General features: G+C 58.9%; 17 protein-coding genes. 11 read left to right on the forward strand and 6 right to left on the reverse strand.

What is annotated here, in order from left to right; translation table 11 throughout:
- Positions 1-79: 79 nt before the first annotated feature.
- The 6 genes from ACYZT5_RS07175 to ACYZT5_RS07200 all read right to left on the reverse strand — a co-directional run bounded on the left by ACYZT5_RS07175 (position 80) and on the right by ACYZT5_RS07200 (position 6862).
- On the reverse strand, positions 80-844 hold the full coding sequence (locus ACYZT5_RS07175; RefSeq protein WP_462050458.1) for an ABC transporter ATP-binding protein: 765 nt from the start codon (positions 842-844) through the stop codon (positions 80-82).
- A gap of 17 nt (positions 845-861) precedes the next feature.
- A complete protein-coding gene (locus tag ACYZT5_RS07180; protein ID WP_462050459.1) occupies positions 862-1974 on the reverse strand; it encodes a succinylglutamate desuccinylase/aspartoacylase family protein in 1113 nt (370 codons plus the stop codon).
- Positions 1975-1983: 9 nt separating this feature from the next.
- Complete coding sequence (locus tag ACYZT5_RS07185; protein ID WP_429510000.1) at positions 1984-2682, reverse strand: ABC transporter permease; 699 nt, start codon at positions 2680-2682, stop codon at positions 1984-1986.
- Between the two features lie 14 nt (positions 2683-2696).
- Positions 2697-3386, reverse strand: coding sequence for an ABC transporter permease (locus tag ACYZT5_RS07190; protein WP_462052206.1), 690 nt, complete (start codon positions 3384-3386; stop codon positions 2697-2699).
- Between the two features lie 91 nt (positions 3387-3477).
- A complete protein-coding gene (locus ACYZT5_RS07195) occupies positions 3478-4254 on the reverse strand; it encodes an ABC transporter substrate-binding protein (protein WP_462050460.1) in 777 nt (258 codons plus the stop codon).
- Positions 4255-4474: 220 nt separating this feature from the next.
- Positions 4475-6862: a DUF3772 domain-containing protein gene (locus ACYZT5_RS07200; RefSeq protein ID WP_462050461.1), complete on the reverse strand. Its 2388-nt coding sequence runs from the start codon at positions 6860-6862 to the stop codon at positions 4475-4477.
- A 297-nt stretch (positions 6863-7159) separates the two neighbouring features.
- Between ACYZT5_RS07200 and ACYZT5_RS07205 the strand changes: the two genes are divergently transcribed.
- The 11 genes from ACYZT5_RS07205 to ACYZT5_RS07255 all read left to right on the forward strand — a co-directional run bounded on the left by ACYZT5_RS07205 (position 7160) and on the right by ACYZT5_RS07255 (position 18648).
- Positions 7160-8506: an outer membrane beta-barrel protein gene (locus ACYZT5_RS07205; RefSeq protein WP_462050462.1), complete on the forward strand. Its 1347-nt coding sequence runs from the start codon at positions 7160-7162 to the stop codon at positions 8504-8506.
- A gap of 105 nt (positions 8507-8611) precedes the next feature.
- Positions 8612-9922 carry an ABC transporter substrate-binding protein gene (locus ACYZT5_RS07210; RefSeq protein ID WP_462050463.1) on the forward strand — a complete coding sequence of 437 codons (1311 nt, stop codon included), beginning with the start codon at positions 8612-8614 and terminating at the stop codon, positions 9920-9922.
- Positions 9923-9947: 25 nt separating this feature from the next.
- Positions 9948-10673, forward strand: coding sequence for an ABC transporter ATP-binding protein (locus tag ACYZT5_RS07215; protein WP_462050464.1), 726 nt, complete (start codon positions 9948-9950; stop codon positions 10671-10673).
- 21 nt (positions 10674-10694) lie between these two features.
- Entirely contained in the window at positions 10695-11387 is a 693-nt protein-coding gene (locus tag ACYZT5_RS07220; protein ID WP_462052207.1) for an ABC transporter ATP-binding protein, read from the forward strand.
- A 3-nt stretch (positions 11388-11390) separates the two neighbouring features.
- Complete coding sequence (locus tag ACYZT5_RS07225) at positions 11391-12254, forward strand: branched-chain amino acid ABC transporter permease (RefSeq protein ID WP_462001019.1); 864 nt, start codon at positions 11391-11393, stop codon at positions 12252-12254.
- Positions 12254-13288 (forward strand): branched-chain amino acid ABC transporter permease, encoded by a 1035-nt coding sequence (locus ACYZT5_RS07230; RefSeq protein WP_462050465.1) that lies wholly within the window; start codon positions 12254-12256, stop codon positions 13286-13288. The genes ACYZT5_RS07225 and ACYZT5_RS07230 overlap by 1 nt, the downstream gene beginning before the upstream one ends.
- Positions 13289-13375: 87 nt before the next feature.
- Entirely contained in the window at positions 13376-14305 is a 930-nt protein-coding gene (locus ACYZT5_RS07235) for a LysR family transcriptional regulator (RefSeq protein ID WP_462050466.1), read from the forward strand.
- A 128-nt stretch (positions 14306-14433) separates the two neighbouring features.
- The gene (locus ACYZT5_RS07240; RefSeq protein ID WP_462050467.1) at positions 14434-14940 is read left to right on the forward strand and encodes a hydroxyquinol 1,2-dioxygenase; all 507 of its coding nucleotides are present in this window, start codon (positions 14434-14436) and stop codon (positions 14938-14940) included.
- A 44-nt stretch (positions 14941-14984) separates the two neighbouring features.
- Positions 14985-16004 carry a hydroxyquinol 1,2-dioxygenase gene (locus tag ACYZT5_RS07245; RefSeq protein WP_462050468.1) on the forward strand — a complete coding sequence of 340 codons (1020 nt, stop codon included), beginning with the start codon at positions 14985-14987 and terminating at the stop codon, positions 16002-16004.
- Positions 16005-16108: 104 nt separating this feature from the next.
- The gene (locus ACYZT5_RS07250) at positions 16109-17572 is read left to right on the forward strand and encodes an aldehyde dehydrogenase family protein (RefSeq protein ID WP_462050469.1); all 1464 of its coding nucleotides are present in this window, start codon (positions 16109-16111) and stop codon (positions 17570-17572) included.
- A gap of 8 nt (positions 17573-17580) precedes the next feature.
- Positions 17581-18648, forward strand: coding sequence for a maleylacetate reductase (locus tag ACYZT5_RS07255; RefSeq protein WP_462050470.1), 1068 nt, complete (start codon positions 17581-17583; stop codon positions 18646-18648).
- Positions 18649-18668 lie beyond the last annotated feature (20 nt).

Raw genomic sequence — 18668 nt, forward strand, 5'->3', positions numbered from 1 at the left:
AATAAGCTGGCGGGAGTGTATCCGAAGCCGACCCTCGGTGTGCAGCGCTTGCCAAGGGTCGGTGATCGGGCCGGTCGGGTTATTTCAGGCTGCCGGCAAGAAACTGCTGGAGGCGTTCGGACTGCGGGTTGACCAGCACTTCGCGCGGGTCGCCACGCTCTTCGACCTGGCCCTTGTGCAGGAACACCAGTTGATTGGAAACCTCGCGGGCAAAGCCCATTTCGTGGGTCACGACCACCATGGTGCGGCCTTCGAGTGCGAGGTCCTGCATGACTTTGAGCACTTCGCCGACCAGTTCGGGATCGAGTGCCGAGGTCGGCTCATCGAAGAGCATCACTTCCGGCTCCATGGCTAACGCTCGGGCAATCGCCACTCGCTGCTGCTCGCCGCCCGACATATGCGCCGGCCAGGCGTCCATCCGGTGCGCCACGCCGACTTTGTTCAGGTAGTGCTCAGCCTTTTCCCGCGCCTCTTTCTTGCCCATACCCAACACATGCACCGGGGCTTCCATCACGTTTTCAAGGGCGCTCATGTGCGACCAGAGGTTGAAGTGCTGAAACACCATCGACAGCCGCGAACGCATGCGTTGTAACTGCTTGGGTTCGGCAGCCTTGAGCCCGCCGAGTTTGTTGTTCACCAGTTTCAGTTGTTCACCGTTAAGTACGATGTTGCCGGCGTTGGGCTGCTCCAGCAGGTTGATGCAACGCAGGAAGGTGCTTTTGCCAGAGCCGCTGGAACCGATGAGGCTGATCACGTCACCGGCTTTCGCTTCCAGTGACACGCCCTTGAGCACGTGGTGGGTGCCGTAGCTTTTGTGGAGATCCTGAACTTCAAGTTTGTACATGTTTTTACTCTCGAGAATCAGTCGCTGAGCAAGCGGCCTTGGCGAATAGGGGTGCTGCCGGCCACTTTGGCCAGCCACAAACCGGGCTGGGCAAAGCGCAGGCGTTCACGGGCATAGAGGATGCCGTCGGTGCTGGCGCACACCACGCTGTGGCGATCGGTCAGCGGGTCAATCACTTCGAACAGCGGATCGCCGACCTTGACCCGGGCGCCCAGCGGTTGCAGAAAACTCACCACTCCAGGGTGCGGCGCATAGGCGTATTGCGCACCGGCGAACGGCGTCGCTTCACAGCAGGTCACAGGAACGGCAGGCCATTCACCGCTGATCAAGCCTTGCTCGGCGAGATAGCCAAGAATGGCCTCTGCGCTATCAATGCATTGCTCGCGTTCGGTGTCGGCCATGCCACGCAATTCAATGGTGGTCGCCACACACGCCAGCGGAATATTGGCCTCAGGGAAACGCTCGGCCAGGTGTAACCAGGGAATCGCGCAGGCTTCATCGAAGGCACTGCCGCCCGCATCCTCGGCCAGCAGCGCGGCGCCGGCACCGAGTCGAGCGGCCAATGAGCGCAGACGTGGCCAGTTCTGCGGCATGGCATAAAGCAGCATGATCGACTCGAAATCGCAATGCAGGTCCAGCACCAGATCGGCGTCACAGGCATGCTGCAACAACAGGCGGCGCAGGCCATCGAGTTCCGATGCCGGGGCCGCCATGTCGGTGAGGACTTCGCTCATGGCGCGGCGGATCAGCGCGATGTTGGCGTTGGCATCTTCCCCCAGTTGCCCTTCCAATTGCTGCGCCACGGCTTCGGCCAACTTCGGGAAGTCGCGATTGAAATTCTTGCCACTGGAGAACTCAAAGCGACCCTGATGGGTGGCCTGGAACATCTGTGCGATACCGATCGGATTGGCCATCGGCACCAGCTCGATCACCCCGGTCAGTCGGCCTTGTTCTTCCAGTTCATGTAAACGGCGCTTGAGCTCGACAGCGACGCGCATCCCCGGCAATTCGTCGGCATGCAGCGAGGCCTGAATGTAGGCCTTGCGCGGCCCGCTGCCAAAACGAAACAGCGACAGTTTCCGTTCAGTGCCCAAAGCACTCCACGGCAACAGGTATTCAATGTGCTCCATAACAGCTCCTTAGTGCTTGCGCGGTGCCAGATACGCCAGCCAGCGACGCTCGGCCAGCTTGAACAGACGAACCAGGATGAAGGTCAGGGCCAGGTAGATGAGGCCGGCAGTTATGAACGCCTCGAACGGCAGATAGAACCGCGAACTGACCGTCCGCGCGGCGCCGGTGATGTCCACCAGCGTGACAATCGATGCCAGGCTGGTGGTTTGCAGCATCATCAGTACTTCGTTGCTGTATTGCGGCAACGCCCGGCGCAAGGCCGACGGCAGCAGAATGCGGCGGTACAAGGTGAAGCGCGACATGCCCATGGCCTTGGCGGCTTCGATCTCGCCGTGGGCCGTGGCCTTCAAACTGCCGGCCAGGAGTTCCGCGCTGTAGGCACTGGTATTGATCGCAAACGCCAGGCAGGCACAAAAGGTTGCACTGGAGAGGTAAGGCCAGAGCGCGCTTTCACGTACCGCTGCGAACTGCGCCAGCCCGTAATAGATCAGGAACAATTGCACCAGCATCGGCGTGCCGCGAATGACATAGGTGTAGAGCCAGGCCGGGAAGTTGATCAGCGGTGATCGGGACACCCGCATCAGTGCCAATGGGATTGCCAGCACCAGGCCGAAGGCCAGGGAAATCAGCAGCACTTTGAGGGTCAACAAGGCGCCATTGAAATACAGCGGCAGGTTTTCCCAGATCAGGTTGTAGTCGAGAATCATGGGGTTGCTCCCAATCACAATTCGGCGGCTTTGATGCCGACCGAATAGTGTTTTTCCAGATAGCGCAGCACCAGCAATGACAGGCTGGTCAGCATCAGATAAAGCGCCGCCACCGCGAGGAAAAACGTGAACGGTTCATGGGTGGCGTCCGCTGCGTTTTTGGCTTTGAACATCATGTCCTGCAAACCGATCACCGAGATCAGCGCGGTGGATTTGGTCAGCACCAGCCAGTTGTTGGTGAACCCGGGAATGGCGAAACGAATCATCTGAGGCACCAGAATCCGCCAGAACATCTGTGCGCCACTCATGCCATACGCCGCGCCGGCTTCGGCCTGGCCTTTAGGGATCGCCATGAAGGCGCCGCGAAAGGTTTCCGAGAGGTAGGCGCCAAAAATGAAGCCCATGGTGCAGACGCCGGCAATAAAGGGATTGATGTCGATGTAGCGGGTGTAACCGAGTGCCAGGGCAATGCGGTTCACCAGATCCTGGCCGCCGTAGAAGATCAGCAGGATCAACACCAGGTCAGGAATACCGCGAATCAGGGTGGTATACCCTTCGCCCAGCACCACCAGCCATTTGAGCGGCGACAACCGAAAGGCCGCGCCGATCAGACCCAAAGCAATCGCCATGCTCATGGAGGTCAAGGCCAGGTTAATGGTCAGCCAGGCGCCATCGAGAATGCTCGATCCGTAGCCGTGAAGCATCATGAAGTTCCTCAAACGTGCGCCAAAAGGCGCGCGAGACAAGCCCCAAAGCGCCCGCTAGGGGCCGGCGCCACAGGGTTTCAGGTAAGGTTTATTCGCCGTAGATATCGAACGCGAAGTACTTGGCCATCACTTGCTGGTACTTGCCGTTGGCGCGGATGGCGTCGATCGCGGTACTCAGGCGTGCAACGTTCACGCTGTCACCTTTACGCACCGCGATCCCGGCGCCTCGACCGAAATATTTCGGGTCGTTGATATCCGGCCCCACCAGTGCGAAGCCTTTGCCGGCCGGCGTTTTGATGAAGCTTTCATCGGTGTTGACGATGTCGGCGAGCGTGGCGTCCAGACGACCCGATGCCAGATCCAGGAAGGCTTCATTTTGTGAGCCGTAGCGCACCACGTCGACGCCGGCTTTTTCAAGCTGCTCGGTGGCGAAGCGGTCGTAGGTCGATGAGCGTTGCACCCCGACTTTCTTGCCCTTGAGATCAACCAGCGGGTCGTTGATCACGTTGCCGGCCTTCATCGCGAACTTGCCTGGCGTGTGGTAGTACTTTTTGCTGAAGTCGACCGACTTCATACGGTCTTCAGTGATCGACATCGACGACAGCACGGCATCAATCTTGCGCACTTTCAGTGACGGGATCATGCCGTCGAATTCCTGGATGACCCACTCGCATTTGACCTTCATCTCTTCGCACAGGGCGTTGCCGATGTCGTAATCGAAACCACTGACGTTGCCCTCCGGGGTCTTGTAGGAGAAGGGCGGGTAGGCGGCTTCGATACCAATGCGCAGGCTGTCTTCGTCGGCATGAGCCAGCAGGCTTGCGGCGCACAGTGCCAGAGCACCTAGAAGTTCTGTCTTGTTCATATTGTTGACTCCTTGGAGGGGCGTTGGGGTGGTACAGGAACATGCCGTCCGATCTGGCACAGTGGATCAGTCCTGATGATTTTGTGTGGCTATAAATGACACGTTTTATTTCACAATGCAATGAAATGAAAATAAACATATCACTCGATGGCGCAAAAATTCACAGCGATCCCGTATGATCACGAGCATGTTCAGGTGCCAGGCAGGCTACTGATGGGCATTACGCGGGGGGTACTGGCTTGGCCAATTCGATGCCGGCCGCACTCAGTCGCTTCAGGATTTCAAAGAGCAGATCGCTCTTGGTCGTACTGACAATCCTTGGGCTGCTGACATAGCCGGTGATGGTTAATGTGATGCCTTCAGGGCTCAGATGGCTGAATCGAACAACGGGGGCGGGCTTGTCGAGGATGGTTTCATGGTCGCAATAGGCGGTGTACAGCAGGGTTTTGACTTGTTCGGGGTCGATATCCAGAGGGAACACCAGTTCGAGTGTCGCCACCCCTTGGGCGCTACCGCCCAAGGTCACATTGCGCAGGTTCTGGGAAATCAGCTGGGAGTTGGGGACGATCACGATCGAGCGATCACTGAGCTGGATCTCGGTGGCCCTGACATTGATTCGCCGGATATCACCTTCGACCCCGCTGATGCTGATCAGGTCGCCGACTTTGACCGGACGCTCGGTGAGCAGGATTATCCCGGATACGAAGTTCTTGACGATCTCCTGCAAGCCGAAGCCGATCCCCACCGACAACGCACTGACGATCCAGGCCAGATTCGTCCATTTGACGCCCAATGAAGACAACGCAAGCAGAATGACCAGTGCGTACCCGATATTACTGAACAGGGTGCTTAGCGACGCCCCCATGCCGGGGTCCATGTCGGTTTTCGGCAGGAACTCGTTATCCAGCCATCTGCGCAGCGATCGAATCAGGTAAATACCGATCAACAGTGCCAGAAACGCATTCAGCAGATTTCCCGGGATGATATTCAACTTGCGCAAGCCATCGCCGCCGAGGATCGATGAAACCCTGTCTGTCAGTTGTCCAAAGGTCGCTCCGATCCCCCCCACAAACGTTGTAATCACGGCAACTAACAGCAATGCCACCCTGCCAATACCCGAGACAACAACCTCGATTTGTTCAAGCCGCACGTCGCCGATACCCAGCAGCTGTTTGATCGCCTTGCCACTTGGGTGCTTTGGAGAAAACAGGTAATCACACAGGTCCTTGAACAACTGCGCCAGCAAATAGAAGCTGGCAATAACGATATAGAGCCAGACAATTTCGTAAGTGATGAATCGGGCCAGAGAGATGTAACCGACCAGCAGGCCAAAAATCGAGATCAGAACCGCGATGCTGACGCCGCTATAAATCACCCCCGCCAGCGTAGTGCCTGATTCAGGGGCTTCCCCGGCAATGACCATCGCTCGGCGGGTTTTATTGGTGCGTAGCAATAACGCACCAATAATCAAGATGACGACTAATGCCACGACGCCCCGGCTAAAGAGAACCACCTGCGAACTCATACCCGTCGCATTGGTTACTTGGACCAGCGATACAAGTATCAGCATTGATCCAGCCAGCAGCGCCGGGAAAGGACTTATCGCAAGCGCCACTTCATCGGCGATGCCAGGCAACCGCCATGAGGGATTGCGTTTAGACAGCAGCGCCCGGCTCAGGCCGATAATCATGGCGCAGGCATAAGCGACCTTCTCGACATCGTCGAAATAACCTTGCAGTGGCTGTGGCAATGGTTGAAACCGGGTAGCCGCAATAGCGATGAGCTGTATTGCGCAACCAGCGCTCAACAGCGTGGCGAGCACCGTCGCTATCGCCAATGAACTTCTGCGCAGTCGTCCTTCCGGTAAACGATGGATGCAGAGCCACGTCAAGCCACCTTCAGCCAGTCTTCGCCCCGGCGACCAGAAGGCCAGGGCCAGCAATAACAACGTGACGGTCACGGTACGCCGGCCGGATTGCCAGACGGACAAAATGACACTTTTAGACTGGTCGATTAATACCGTCAGACGGTTTACATCCTCCTCCAGTGGAGAAAACAGCGGTGACCAGAACCTGGGGCTGAGGAAACTGGCGGTGCGCTGGGTCAGCTCGGTTTCCAGTTGGGTGCGCCGAATGCTGGCAATCTGGGTGATGAGGTTAGTCGCGCCTTCCTTGATGGCCTGGAGGATTTTTAGATCGTCATCCACCTTGTCTTTTTTTGCGGTGAGATAGGACCTCTGCTTCACCAGATCAGCCTTTTCCATAGCAAGGCTGCCAGGGGATGCAGTCCCGAGCACACTGAGTTGCCCTTGCAATTGCACCTGCTCAGGCAGTAACGCGGTCTCCAGTTTGTCCGCATCACTGAAGAGCAACTGAACGTTGTCCTGAAAACCTACCAACTGGGTGTAGTTACTGGTCAGTGACACCTGCTGTTTAAGGTTATCCAGCCTTAATTGCAGTGCTTCCAGATCGCTCCTTGACACGGTAGTGGTTGAACTGGCTTCGGCGGCGCTTGGAGGCATTGTCATTTCGTCTGCCGACAGCACGCCGATGTTCGGCCCCAACAGCGCAAACACTATGCACATGAGTAACTTCAATGCAGGACGCATAGATATGCTCCGGCGGCTTTAGCCATTCAGGTTAGGTCATGGCTTGTGCCGGTGCGAAAAATAGTTCCGCGTCGGCCGTGATTGTTCTGAATACGCAAACACTGAAGTCGCCGAGAATGGAATTGTTGGCGTGGTGACGGGCTTGTAGCCTCCATTACGCCGAACACTACGATTTGCCAATGATCGAGTGGAGCCCAAGCCAGAGCTCATCAAGACAGACACTTCAACGTCATACCTTGCTTTCGGACTTCCGCCCCCTCGGGGGTTTGGCGCCTAATAAAAATAAGGAAGGCAGGTATGAGTATTCGTGCATGGGTTTGCGCAGCAACCCTGTTCGCACCCGTTCTGGGTGCCAACGTTTTGTTTCTATCAACGGCTTCGGCGGCGGACGACCCGATGGGCTCGCTGGTGCGCGGGGTCTTCGGCGACAGCCTTGAGCGTGAGCATGGGATCAAGGTCTACGGCTGGGGCCAGGTGGGCGTGATCTATAACAATAACGGCACGGATGACGTGAGCAAGCAGAGCTTTTTCAATACCGACGAAGGCGTGAATCTCAACCAGTTCGCCCTGGCCGTGGAAAAGAAACCCAAGAGCAATGTGATCGGTCGTGTCGGACCGTTTCCCGGCCCCATGCCACAAGAGGCTGACTGGGGCTTCAATGTCACGGCGCTGTACGGCAAGGATGCGCGTTTCTTCAAGACCTATGGCTGGGACGAGGACCTGGGTGTCAATCGCGATAACAAGGCCGAAGACGAAGCATTCACCGTCGCCCAGGCGTATGTCGACTTTTACTTCCCGGTGCTCGGCGGTTCGGACCTGATGATCGGGATTTTCCACACGCCGCTGGAAAATGAAATCGGCTTCGCCTTGCCGTCACCCGCACCGACTGACTTCTACTCGCACACCTATTCCTTCATGCACGGCCCGGCCAAACATGCCGGTGCGCTGTATTCGTTCAAGCTGCCCTCGGCGCCGGGGGAAAGCATGTTGGGCTTCGAGCTGGGTGTGGTGCAGGGCTGGAACAACTTGCAGGACCCCAACCATGACCCCGATATCATCGCCAACGTCCGCTGGCGCTCTGCCGATTTCACCACCTGGATTGACTGGGAAAACATCTACGGCAACGGCGCCGGTGACAGTTTCGCCGAATGCAGTTGTGGCTCGCCATTGCCGGCCGGGACCAAGGATGACGACTACAAGCGCCTGGCTTCTTACCTGACCTTGTCGCAGGTGCTCGACCCGAACAACCGCGTGGCGCTGGAGTTGAATTACGGCAAGCAGGAGCAGGGCGCTTTCGCCGGGTTTGCCAACAAAAGCGATGCCACCTGGTACGGCACCGACGTCAACTGGTACCACAAACTCACTGACAACCTGATGTGGAACAGCCGCGCCGAGTGGTTCTACACCGATGCGCCCGTGCACGTGATGATGGCCAACATCGACCCGCACACCGGAATTCCCGATCCGACCTGGGGCAGTTTCTACGGCGTCACCACTAACCTGGCCTGGACGCCGACACCCAACGTGCGCCTGCGACCGGAATTGCGCTACGACATTCATTCGGGTCCCGGTCGCGACGCCTACGCCGATGGCCAAAAGGACTCGCAACTGGTCGCGTCCTTCGACGTCAGCTTCTTTTTCTAAACCGCCCACTTCGCAAAGCACCTGACCCTGCGTGGTGGCTCAGCCCACACGCTGCGACTTTGTTCGTCCGGACTTTGCCGGCAAGCAGCCGCATTGGAGTACTACATGACAGACAACAACGATAAAAGCCTGTTTGGCCGAGACTTCTCACGCCGTGATTTCCTGCGCAGCACAGGCGTTGCCGCCGGCGGTGTGGCACTGGCAAGTATGCCGTTCAACTTCGCCCTGGGCAGCGAGCGGGTGATCAAACTCGGCTATGTCAGTCCGCAGACCGGGCCGTTGGCACCGTTTGCGGCGGCCGACAACTACATCATCGAATCGCTCAAGCAAGCGTTGAAGAACTCGATCACCGTGGCCGGCAAGGCCTATCGCCTGGAAGTCATCGTCAAGGACAGCCAGTCCAACCCCAACCGCGCGGCGGAAGTGGCGAGCGAGCTGATCCTCTCTGATCAGGTCGACCTGATGCTGGTTTCGTCGACGCCGGAAACCACCAACCCGGTCTCCGACCAATGCGAAATCAACGAGATTCCGTGTATTTCCACGGTGGCGCCGTGGCAGCCATGGTTCTTTACCCGCGGTGGCAAGCCGGATCAGGGTTTCGAGTGGACCTATCACTTTTTCTGGGGCCTGGAGGATGTGATCGGCACTTACAGCGCCATGTGGGGCGCGATGCCGTCCAACAAGGTGGTCGGCGGTCTGTTCCCCAACGATGGCGACGGCAATGCCTGGGGCGATCCGAAACTGGGCTTTCCACCGGTGTTGGCGCAAAAGGGTTTCCAGGTGGTCGACCCCGGCCGCTTTCAAAGCTTGACCGACGATTTCTCGGCACAGATCGCCGCGTTCAAAAAGGCCGACGTCGAGATCGTCACCGGCGTGGTCATTCCACCTGACTTGACCACCTTCTGGACCCAGGCTCGCCAGCAGGGCTTCAAGCCCAAAGCGGTGTCGGTCGGCAAGGCGCTGCTGTTTCCCACTGCGGTCGAAGCGCTGGGCAAGGCCGGCAACAACCTGTCGACCGAAATCTGGTGGAGCCCGACACACCCGTTCAGCTCTTCATTGACCGGCGCCAGTGCCGGGCAGTTGGCCCAGGGCTTCACTCAGGCGACCGGCAAGCAGTGGACTCAACCGCTGGGTTTCGTGCATGCCCTGTTCGAACTGGCGGTGGACATCCTCAAGCGCACTGAAGAAATCGGTAACCCGCATGCGGTACGCGATGCATTGCTCAAGACCCACCTCAACACCGTGGTCGGGCCGATCAGCTGGAAAGACGGACCGGTGAAGAACGTCGCCAAGACGCCTCTGGTCAGCGGCCAATGGCGATTGGGCAATGACAACAAATACGACCTGATCGTGACCAGCAATGCCACCGCACCGGCGATTCCACTGGGCGGCGACATGCAGGCCATTACGTACTGATGACTCGAAAAGAAACGGGTGCACCATGCAACAGCCACTTCTGCAAATGAACGATGTGCACAAAAGTTACGGTTCGGTGAAGGTCACGGACGCGATGAGCCTGACCCTGCAACCGGGTGAAGCCCTGGGCATCATCGGTCCCAATGGCGCGGGTAAAAGCACGCTGTTCAACCTGATCGCCGGGGGCGTGGCAGCTGACAGCGGCGCGATCCATTTCGAAGGCCGCAACGTCACCCGCGAGCCGGTGTTCAAGCGTTGCCAGCAAGGCATCGGGCGCTCCCACCAGATTCCGCATCCGTTCGTGAAAATGACGGTGTTCGAGAACTTGCTGGTCGGCGCGACGTTCGGGGCGCGATTGCGCGACAAGGACGCCAGCCAATGGTGCGCGCAGACCCTGGAACTGACAGGGCTGATGCGCAAGGCCAACGTCCTGGCCGGCTCGCTGACACTGCTCGACCGCAAGCGCCTGGAAATGGCCCGCGCGTTGTCGACTCAACCGCGGCTGCTGTTGCTGGATGAAATCGCCGGTGGCCTGACCGAACCGGAGTGCCTGGCGCTGGTGGAAACCATTCAGGGCATTCACAAGGCCGGGGTTGCCATCATCTGGATCGAGCACATCGTGCATGCCTTGCTGGCAGTGGTCAGCCGCCTGACGGTGATCAACTTCGGCGCCAAATTGGCTGAGGGCGAACCGCGCAGTGTGATGGCCGACCCCAGGGTCCAGGACATCTATATGGGCATCGGGAGCTGAAGCATGTCGACCAATGAAAACCTGCTGTCCATCGAAAAACTCTGTGCCGGCTACGGCGACTTTCAAGCGCTGTTCGATATCAGCCTGACCCTTGAGGCGGGCGAAACCGTGGCGATCATCGGCTCCAACGGCGCGGGCAAATCGACGTTCCTGCGGTCGCTGGCCGGGCTGATCAAAAACCAGCCCGGCGCCATCACCTTCAAAGGGCAGGCGATTGGTGATCTGGCGGCGAATCGGGTGCTTGAACGTGGCATCGCTTTGGTGCCGGAAGGCAGAAAGCTGTTTCCTTCGCTGAGTGTCGAGGAAAACCTGTTGATCGGCGCCTACAGCAAACGCCCCGGCCCGTGGACGCTGGCGCGGATCTATCAGTTGTTTCCAGTGTTGGAAAAACTGCGCAAGCGTCCCGGCACCGCGCTGTCCGGCGGTCAGCAGCAAATGGTTGCGATAGGCCGGGGCTTGATGGCCAACCCGCATTTGCTGTTGTGCGACGAGATCAGCCTGGGCCTCGCGCCGACCACGATCAAGGACATCTACGCCGCGCTGCCCTCGATCAAGGCCGACGGCACCACGGTGATTCTCGTCGAGCAGGACATCAATCAGGCGCTGAGTGTCTGCGACCGTTTCTATTGCTTCCAGGAAGGGCGCGTGTCCCTGACCGGCCGCCCTGGGGAGGCGGACAAAGCGCAAATCAAAGCCGCCTATTTCGGGATCTAGTTTATGGAATGGCTCAATACTTTGCTTCAAGGCATGTTGCTGGGTGGCCTCTACGCGATGTTCGCGGTGGGGCTGTCGCTTATGTTCGGCATCATGCGCCTAGTCAATATCGCCCATGGCGACTTCATCGTGCTGGCGTCGTACCTGGCACTGATGGTGGTCAATCATCTGGGGTTCAGCCCGCTGGCAAGTTTGCTGCTGGTGGTGCCGCTGATGTTCTGCTTCGGCTACCTGCTGCAACGGCTGTTGCTCAACCGAACGCTTGGCCAGGACATCCTGCCGCCGCTGCTGGTGACCTTTGGTTTGTCGATCATCGTGCAAAACGTGCTACTGGAGTTTTTCAGCGCAGACAGTCAAAAGCTGTCTCAGGGTGACCTTGAAGTCGCCAGTGTCGGCTTCGGCAGTTTGAGCGTGGGCGTCATGCCACTGATTGTGTTTTGCAGTGCGTTGCTGATCATCGGTGGTTTGCAGCTGCTGTTTTACAAAACCGCACTGGGCCGGGCGTTTCGCGCCACTTCCGATGACCAGCACACCGCGCGGCTGATGGGCGTCAACAACGCGCATATCTTCGGTCTGGCCATGGCGCTGGCGATGGCTGTGGTGTCGATAGCCGGGGTGTTTCTGGCGATTCGCACCAGTTTCGACCCCACGGTGGGGCCGGCGCGTCTGTTGTACGGATTCGAGGCAGTGATCATCGGCGGGTTGGGCAGCCTGTGGGGCACCCTGGCCGGCGGTGTAATTCTCGGCGTCGCCCAGGCGCTGGGCGCAAAAATCGATCCGGGCTGGCAAATCCTCGCCGGTCATCTTGTGTTTCTGCTGATTCTGGTCGTGCGCCCGCGTGGCCTGTTCCCCCGGAGTGTCGACTGATGAATGCCTTGAATAATCCTGCGCTCACTTATCGCGTACAGCGCACGACCACCAGCAGCATGATCGGCCTGTCATTGCTGGGTGTCTGTGTGTTGGTGTTGATCAGTGCGCCATTCTGGGCAGATCGCTCAAGTCTGCGACTGGTGGTGGAGTTCGCTTATTACCTGGCGCTGGCACAAATGTGGAACCTGCTGGCGGGTTATGCAGGCATGGTCTCGGTCGGACAGCAGGCGTTCGTCGGTCTGGGTGGGTATCTGCTGTTTATGTTGGCCACCCGGTTTGGTATTCCGCCATTGTTCGCGGTCCTGCTCTCGGGCGTGCTGGTCGCGTTGTTGGCGATTCCCACAGCCTTGATTGTGTTTCGGCTGCGCGGTGCCTACTTCGCCATTGGCACTTGGGTGGTGGCCGAAGTCTTTCGCCTGGGGCTGGCGCAGATGAGCAGTCTCGGCGGCGGTTCCGGGCAAAGTCTGCCGGCGGCGATTGTGCGGCAGATCGGCAATGACCGGGACGAGCGCGAAATGTTGATCTACTTCACTGCACTGGCCATCGCCCTTGCCGCCGTGGCCGTGGTGTTCTTTGTGCTGCGTTCGAGGCAAGGCCTGGCCCTGGCGTCAATTCGCGATTCCGAGCCGGCGTCCGGCAGCCTGGGGGTCAACACCTTCCGTACCAAGTTGATGGTGTACGTGCTGGCCGCCGGTTGCACGGGCGTGGTCGGGGCGCTGATCTTCCTGCAGAAACTGCGTATTTCACCGGATGCGGCGTTCAACCTGCAGGACTGGACGGCGGTGGTGATCTTTATTGTCATCATCGGCGGCATTGGCACTCTGGAGGGGCCATTGATCGGCACGCTGATTTACTTTGTGTTGCGTGGTTGTCTGGCGCAGTACGGCGCCGTTTACATGATCATTCTGGGCGTGGTCGCGGTGGTGATGATGCTCAAGGCGCCGCAAGGGGTTTGGGGGCTGATCAGTGAACGCCTGGGCTGGCAGGTTTTCCCCATGCAGCGGCGGTTATCTGTTCAAAGCGGCGAGTAGCGCGCTGTCAGGGATGTGGAGTGCGGGGGGGCGACAGGCTAACCTCGCTGTTCCTATAAGAACAAAAACATCCAGAGAACCTGCCCCATGGATCGTTTACTCAGTGTCGAAGCCTTTGTGCGTGTTGCCGAAACGGGCAACTTCGCCAAGGCGGCTCAGCAATTGGGCGTGACCCGTTCGGTGATCACTCACCGCATTCAACAGCTGGAACAGTTCATCAATGCACCGCTGTTCCATCGCAGTACGCGGCATGTCCGGCTCTCCGAAGTGGGCGAGACGTACTACAAGGAGTGCGCGGACATGGTCGCGAGTTTCAACTCGCTGACTGAACACATGCGCGAGTTGCGCGCCAAACCCACCGGCAAATTGCGCGTGCAGATGCTGCCAGGCTTTGCCATCGGTCACTTCGGCAGAATGCTCGCCGAGTTCACGCGGCTGTACCCGGACATTGAGGTCGACGTCATCGTCAATGACCGGGTGGTGGACCCGATCGAAGAGGGTTTCGATGTGGCGTTCCAGATGTTCCCGCCGATGGCGGAAACCCTGATTGAGCGCAAGTTGTTCAGCGTTCGCCGGTTGTTCTGCATGTCACCCGATTATGCCGCCGAGTTCGGTGTGCCCAAGCATCCGCAGGAGCTGCTGCAACACAAAATAGCTTTGTACGAAGGCTATCCGTCGCGCAACCGCTGGTTCTTCACCGGCGAGCACGAGCAGGTGGAGCTGAGCCTGCCGGGGCAGGTACGTTCGAATTCGGTGCATTTGCTGCGCGACTACGCGTCGACCGGGGTCTGCATTGTGTGTTTGCCGACGTTGGTGGCCAGCGATGACCTGCTCAGCGGTCGACTGATTCCGGTACTGCGGGAGTACGCATTGTCATCCTTCAATTTCTCCGCGGTGTATCCCGCCACCCAGCGCCGGGCCTTGAAAGTGCGCACGCTGATCGATTTCCTGGTGGAAAACTTCGGTGACGAACCGTGCTGGGACAAACCGTTGCTTGAGCGTGGCTGGGTACGCTAAGCAGTACGTTTGCCGCTGCAGTGTTTGCGTTTCGCGAACACTGTTGTCGCCGGCTCCCTAATTGTTCCCGCAGCAGCTGCGTCGTACTGTTGACTCACTGTTACTACAACAACAAAACGGTGAAAACCATGAGTAGCGCTGCAATCGAAACGGTCTTCGGCTCGTTGGATAACTACCGCAAAGGGTCGGTTGAAATCATCAGCGGCCAGGCCAGTCATTACGCCTTTTCGAACATTTTCGAAGTGGCGGACAAATCCCTTCCTTATGAAAAAGTTGTCGTCGGTCTCAATCTTGGCTACGTCATTGAAACCCTGCGCGCCGAAGGACAGTCGCCTTGGTACACAGCGGCGCACGACGAATTCGCCATCGTAATGGACGGTGAAGTCCGGGTGGATTTCCTCAAGCTCGATGCGCCTCTGAAAGACGGCGAGGGCACTCGGCTGGCCGGTGAAGTGGCTGGTGAAGTGCCGGGGGGCAAACCGATGGGCTACGTGCTGCTCAAGCGCGGTCACCAGTGCCTGCTGCCGACGGGCACTGCGTATCGCTTCGAAGCCAGCCGTCCCGGCGTGGTGCTGCAGCAGACCATTAAAGGGCCGTTGTCGGTCGAGAAGTGGGCAGACATCTGCTTCAAGTGATCAGCGCCTTCCCATCTAACAAAAGCAACAAGAGGAATCCCGTCATGGCCATGCTTGAAAACGCTGCCGATAACACACCCTTTGCCGACGACGAAGTCCAGGCCAGCGCGCCCCATGCCGTCACCGGCTATCGCTCATTCAAACTCGGTGCCTTCGAACTGTCGCGCGACGAGTATTTTGCCCGTATCACCTGGCCGGCCAAAGGTCAGACTCGCTCGCACCTGATTCCTGTCGATGCCTTTCTGCGCGCCATGATGCGCGACGTGGCCTGGGGCTTTTTCTACGGCTGGGTCAACTTCGACCACGTCATTGGCACCCGCAATTACTACGGCAAAGTCGACCTGTACGCCGGCACCTTCAATGGCACGCTCAAGGCCGCTGGCGTCAATTACACCGAAAACTTTGAAACACCGCTGATCATGGCGACCTTCAAGGCCATCCTGCGGGACTGGACCAATGCCACTTTCGACCCCTTCGCGGCACCGGAAGAAACCGGTTCGGCGTTCGGTCGCAAGAACGGCAACAACATCGAGGCCATCGAACGCTTCCGCATCGCCACCAAGCGCATGCCGGGCCTGAAAGATGACTCGCCGCTGCGTAACGATTTGCAGGTCAATCGCCAGTTCATCGACGTTCCTCAGGACGAGCCGGAAGTACACGCAGCCGAAGGTTTCGAAGGTGAGTTGCATGCGTTCAGCCTGTTCAAGTACCTGTCGCGCTCCGACGTGACCTGGAACCCGTCGGTGACTTCGGTGTGCAAGGCCAGCCTGTTCTGCCCGACCACTGAAGAGTTCATCCTGCCGGTGTTCCATGGTAATGACCGGGTCGAGTGGTTCTTGCAGTTGTCCGATGAAATCCTCTGGGACGTCGGCGACAAGGACGACGGCAACCCGCGAGCGCGCATCACCATGCGTGCCGGCGATATTTGCGCCATGCCGGCGGACATTCGTCATCAGGGCTACTCGACCAAGCGCTCGATGCTGCTGGTGTGGGAGAACGCTACGCCGAACCTGCCGCAGCGCTACGAAAGCGGTGAGCTCAAGCCGTATCCGATCGAGTTCTAAGACCTTTGTCTTGCCCGGCATCACGCCGGGCTATTCAGCAGGGCATGCTCTCAATAATCAAGTCGTCAGACACTGCGCCATGGTCGCGGTGAGAGGGAAATATTATGCAAAATAAGCTCTATATCGATGGCCGCTTCGTTGATGCGGTCGCTGGCGGCACCATCGACGTCGTGTCACCCCATGACGGTTCGTTGATCACCCGCATCGCCGCCGCCGAAGCCGCTGACATCGATCTCGCGGTTGCCGCCGCCAAACGTGCGTTCCCGGCCTGGTCTGGCCTTGCCGCCGCTGAACGCGGGCGCTTGTTGCTCAAACTGGCGGACAAGATCGAAGAATGTGGCGAAGAATTGGCTCAGCTCGAATCCCTGAACACCGGGCACCCGATTCGGGATTCCCGTGGCCTCGACGTTCCGCGTACGGCGGCCTGTTTCCGTTATTTCGGCGGCATGGCCGACAAGATCGAAGGTGCGGTGATTCCGGTCGAAGCCGGGTTTCTCAATTACGTGCAGCGCAAGCCGATTGGCGTGGTCGGGCAGATCGTGCCCTGGAACTTCCCGCTGATGTTCACCAGCTGGAAAATGGGGCCGGCGCTGGCGGCCGGTAATACCATCGTCATCAAACCCTCGGAAATCACGCCGCTGACGACCTTGCGCATTGTCGAGCTGATGACTGAAGTCGGTTTCCCGAAAGGCGTGGTCAACGTGGTGCCGGGTTATGGCCATACCGCGGGCCAGGCGCTGGCGGAACACCTCGATGTGGGCAAGATTGCCTTTACCGGCTCGACGGCGACCGGTCGCCGGATTGTTGAAGCGTCAAAGAGCAACCTCAAGCGTATTCAACTGGAGCTGGGCGGGAAGGGCGCCAACATCGTGTTCGAAGACGCCAACCTGGAAGCGGCCGTCAACGGCGCTGCCTGGGCGATCTTTCACAATCAGGGCCAGGCCTGCATCGCCGGTTCGCGTTTGATTCTGCATAAAGACATCGCCGACCAGTTCCTGGAGCGTTTCATCGCGCTGGCCAAATCCATTCGCCTTGGCGATCCGATGGACCCCGAAACCGAAATGGGCCCGCTGACGTCGGCGCTGCATCGCGACCGCGTGATGGCTTACATCGATATCGCCATCGAGCAGGGCGGCAAGATCCTGGCCGGCGGCAAAGCGCCGGACGACAAAGACCTGGCTAACGGTTTTTATGTCGAGCCGACCGTGGTCGAGGCCAAGCCGGGTGATCGTGTCTGCCAGGAAGAAGTCTTCGGTCCATTCGTCACCGTGGTGCGTTTCAGCACTGACGAGGAAGCCCTGGCCATCGCCAACAGCTCCGAGTACGGACTGGGCAGCGGCCTGTGGACGCAGAATCTGACCCGTGCGCATAAAATCGCCGATGCCATTCATGCCGGTATGTGCTGGATCAACTGCTACAAACGCGTCAACCCTGGCAGCCCGTTTGGCGGCGTCGGTCAGTCGGGCTACGGCCGCGAAATGGGCTTTGAAGCGATCCATGATTACACCGAGGCACGCTCGGTCTGGGTCAACGTCGACGCCAACATCGCTCCGTACTACAAACGCTGAGGCCTGTCATGAATCCTTTTGTTTACCAAAGCCTGCCAACCCGCGTGGTGTTTGGCTGGGGCAAGCTCTCGGCGCTGGCTGAAGAGATCGAGCGCCTTGGCGCCAGGCGTGCGCTGATCCTCACCACGCCTGAACAGCATGGGCTCGGCGAACAGGTCGCGGCGTTGCTGGGTGATCGCGCGGCGGGCGTCTATCCCAAGGCAGTGATGCATGTGCCGCTGGAAGTGGCGCAAGCGGCGCGTGTCGAAGCTGCGCGTCTGAATGCCGATTGCTGCGTCGCCATTGGCGGTGGTTCGACCATTGGTCTGGGTAAGGCAATTGCCATGGATTCGGGGCTGCCGATCGTGGCGATCCCGACGACGTACGCCGGTTCGGAAATGACCCCAATCTACGGGCTGACCGAAAACCGCCTGAAGAAAACCGGACGTGATCCCAGGGTGTTGCCCAAGACTGTGATCTACGATCCGCAATTGACGCTGACCTTGCCGGCGCAGATTTCCGCCTGCTCGGGGATGAACGCCATGGCCCACGCGGTTGAAGCGTTGTACGCCCAGGACACCAATCCGATCATCGGTTTCATGGCTGAAGAGTCGATTCGCTCACTGGCCTTGGCCCTGCCGGGCGTGGTCAATGACCCCACTGATCAGGACGCTCGCAGCCAGGCGTTGTATGGCGCGTGGCTGGCGGGCATTTGCCTGGGCTCGGTCGGCATGGCCTTGCACCACAAGCTTTGCCACACCTTGGGCGGGACGTTCAATTTGCCTCACGCTCAGGCACACGCGATCGTTTTGCCACACGCGGCGCATTACAACCGTGAAGCGGCCGCAGGACCGTTACAACGTGCCGCCCGCGCCTTGGGCGGCAGCAAAGCGGGGGAGGTGGGCGCCTTGTTGTACGCGCTGAACCAGAAGCTGGGTATTCCATTGGCGCTGGCTGACATTGGCCTGCCTGAAAACGGGCCGGCCGAAGCCGCGCAAATCGCCTGCGCCAGTCCTTATTACAACCCACGGCCGTTTGAACAAGGTCCGATAGAAGCGCTGTTGACCCGTGCCTTTAAAGGCCTGGCGCCGGCCTGATCCTTGTGTCCATCCTCGTC

This window comes from Pseudomonas sp. LB3P14 (assembly GCF_054898045.1).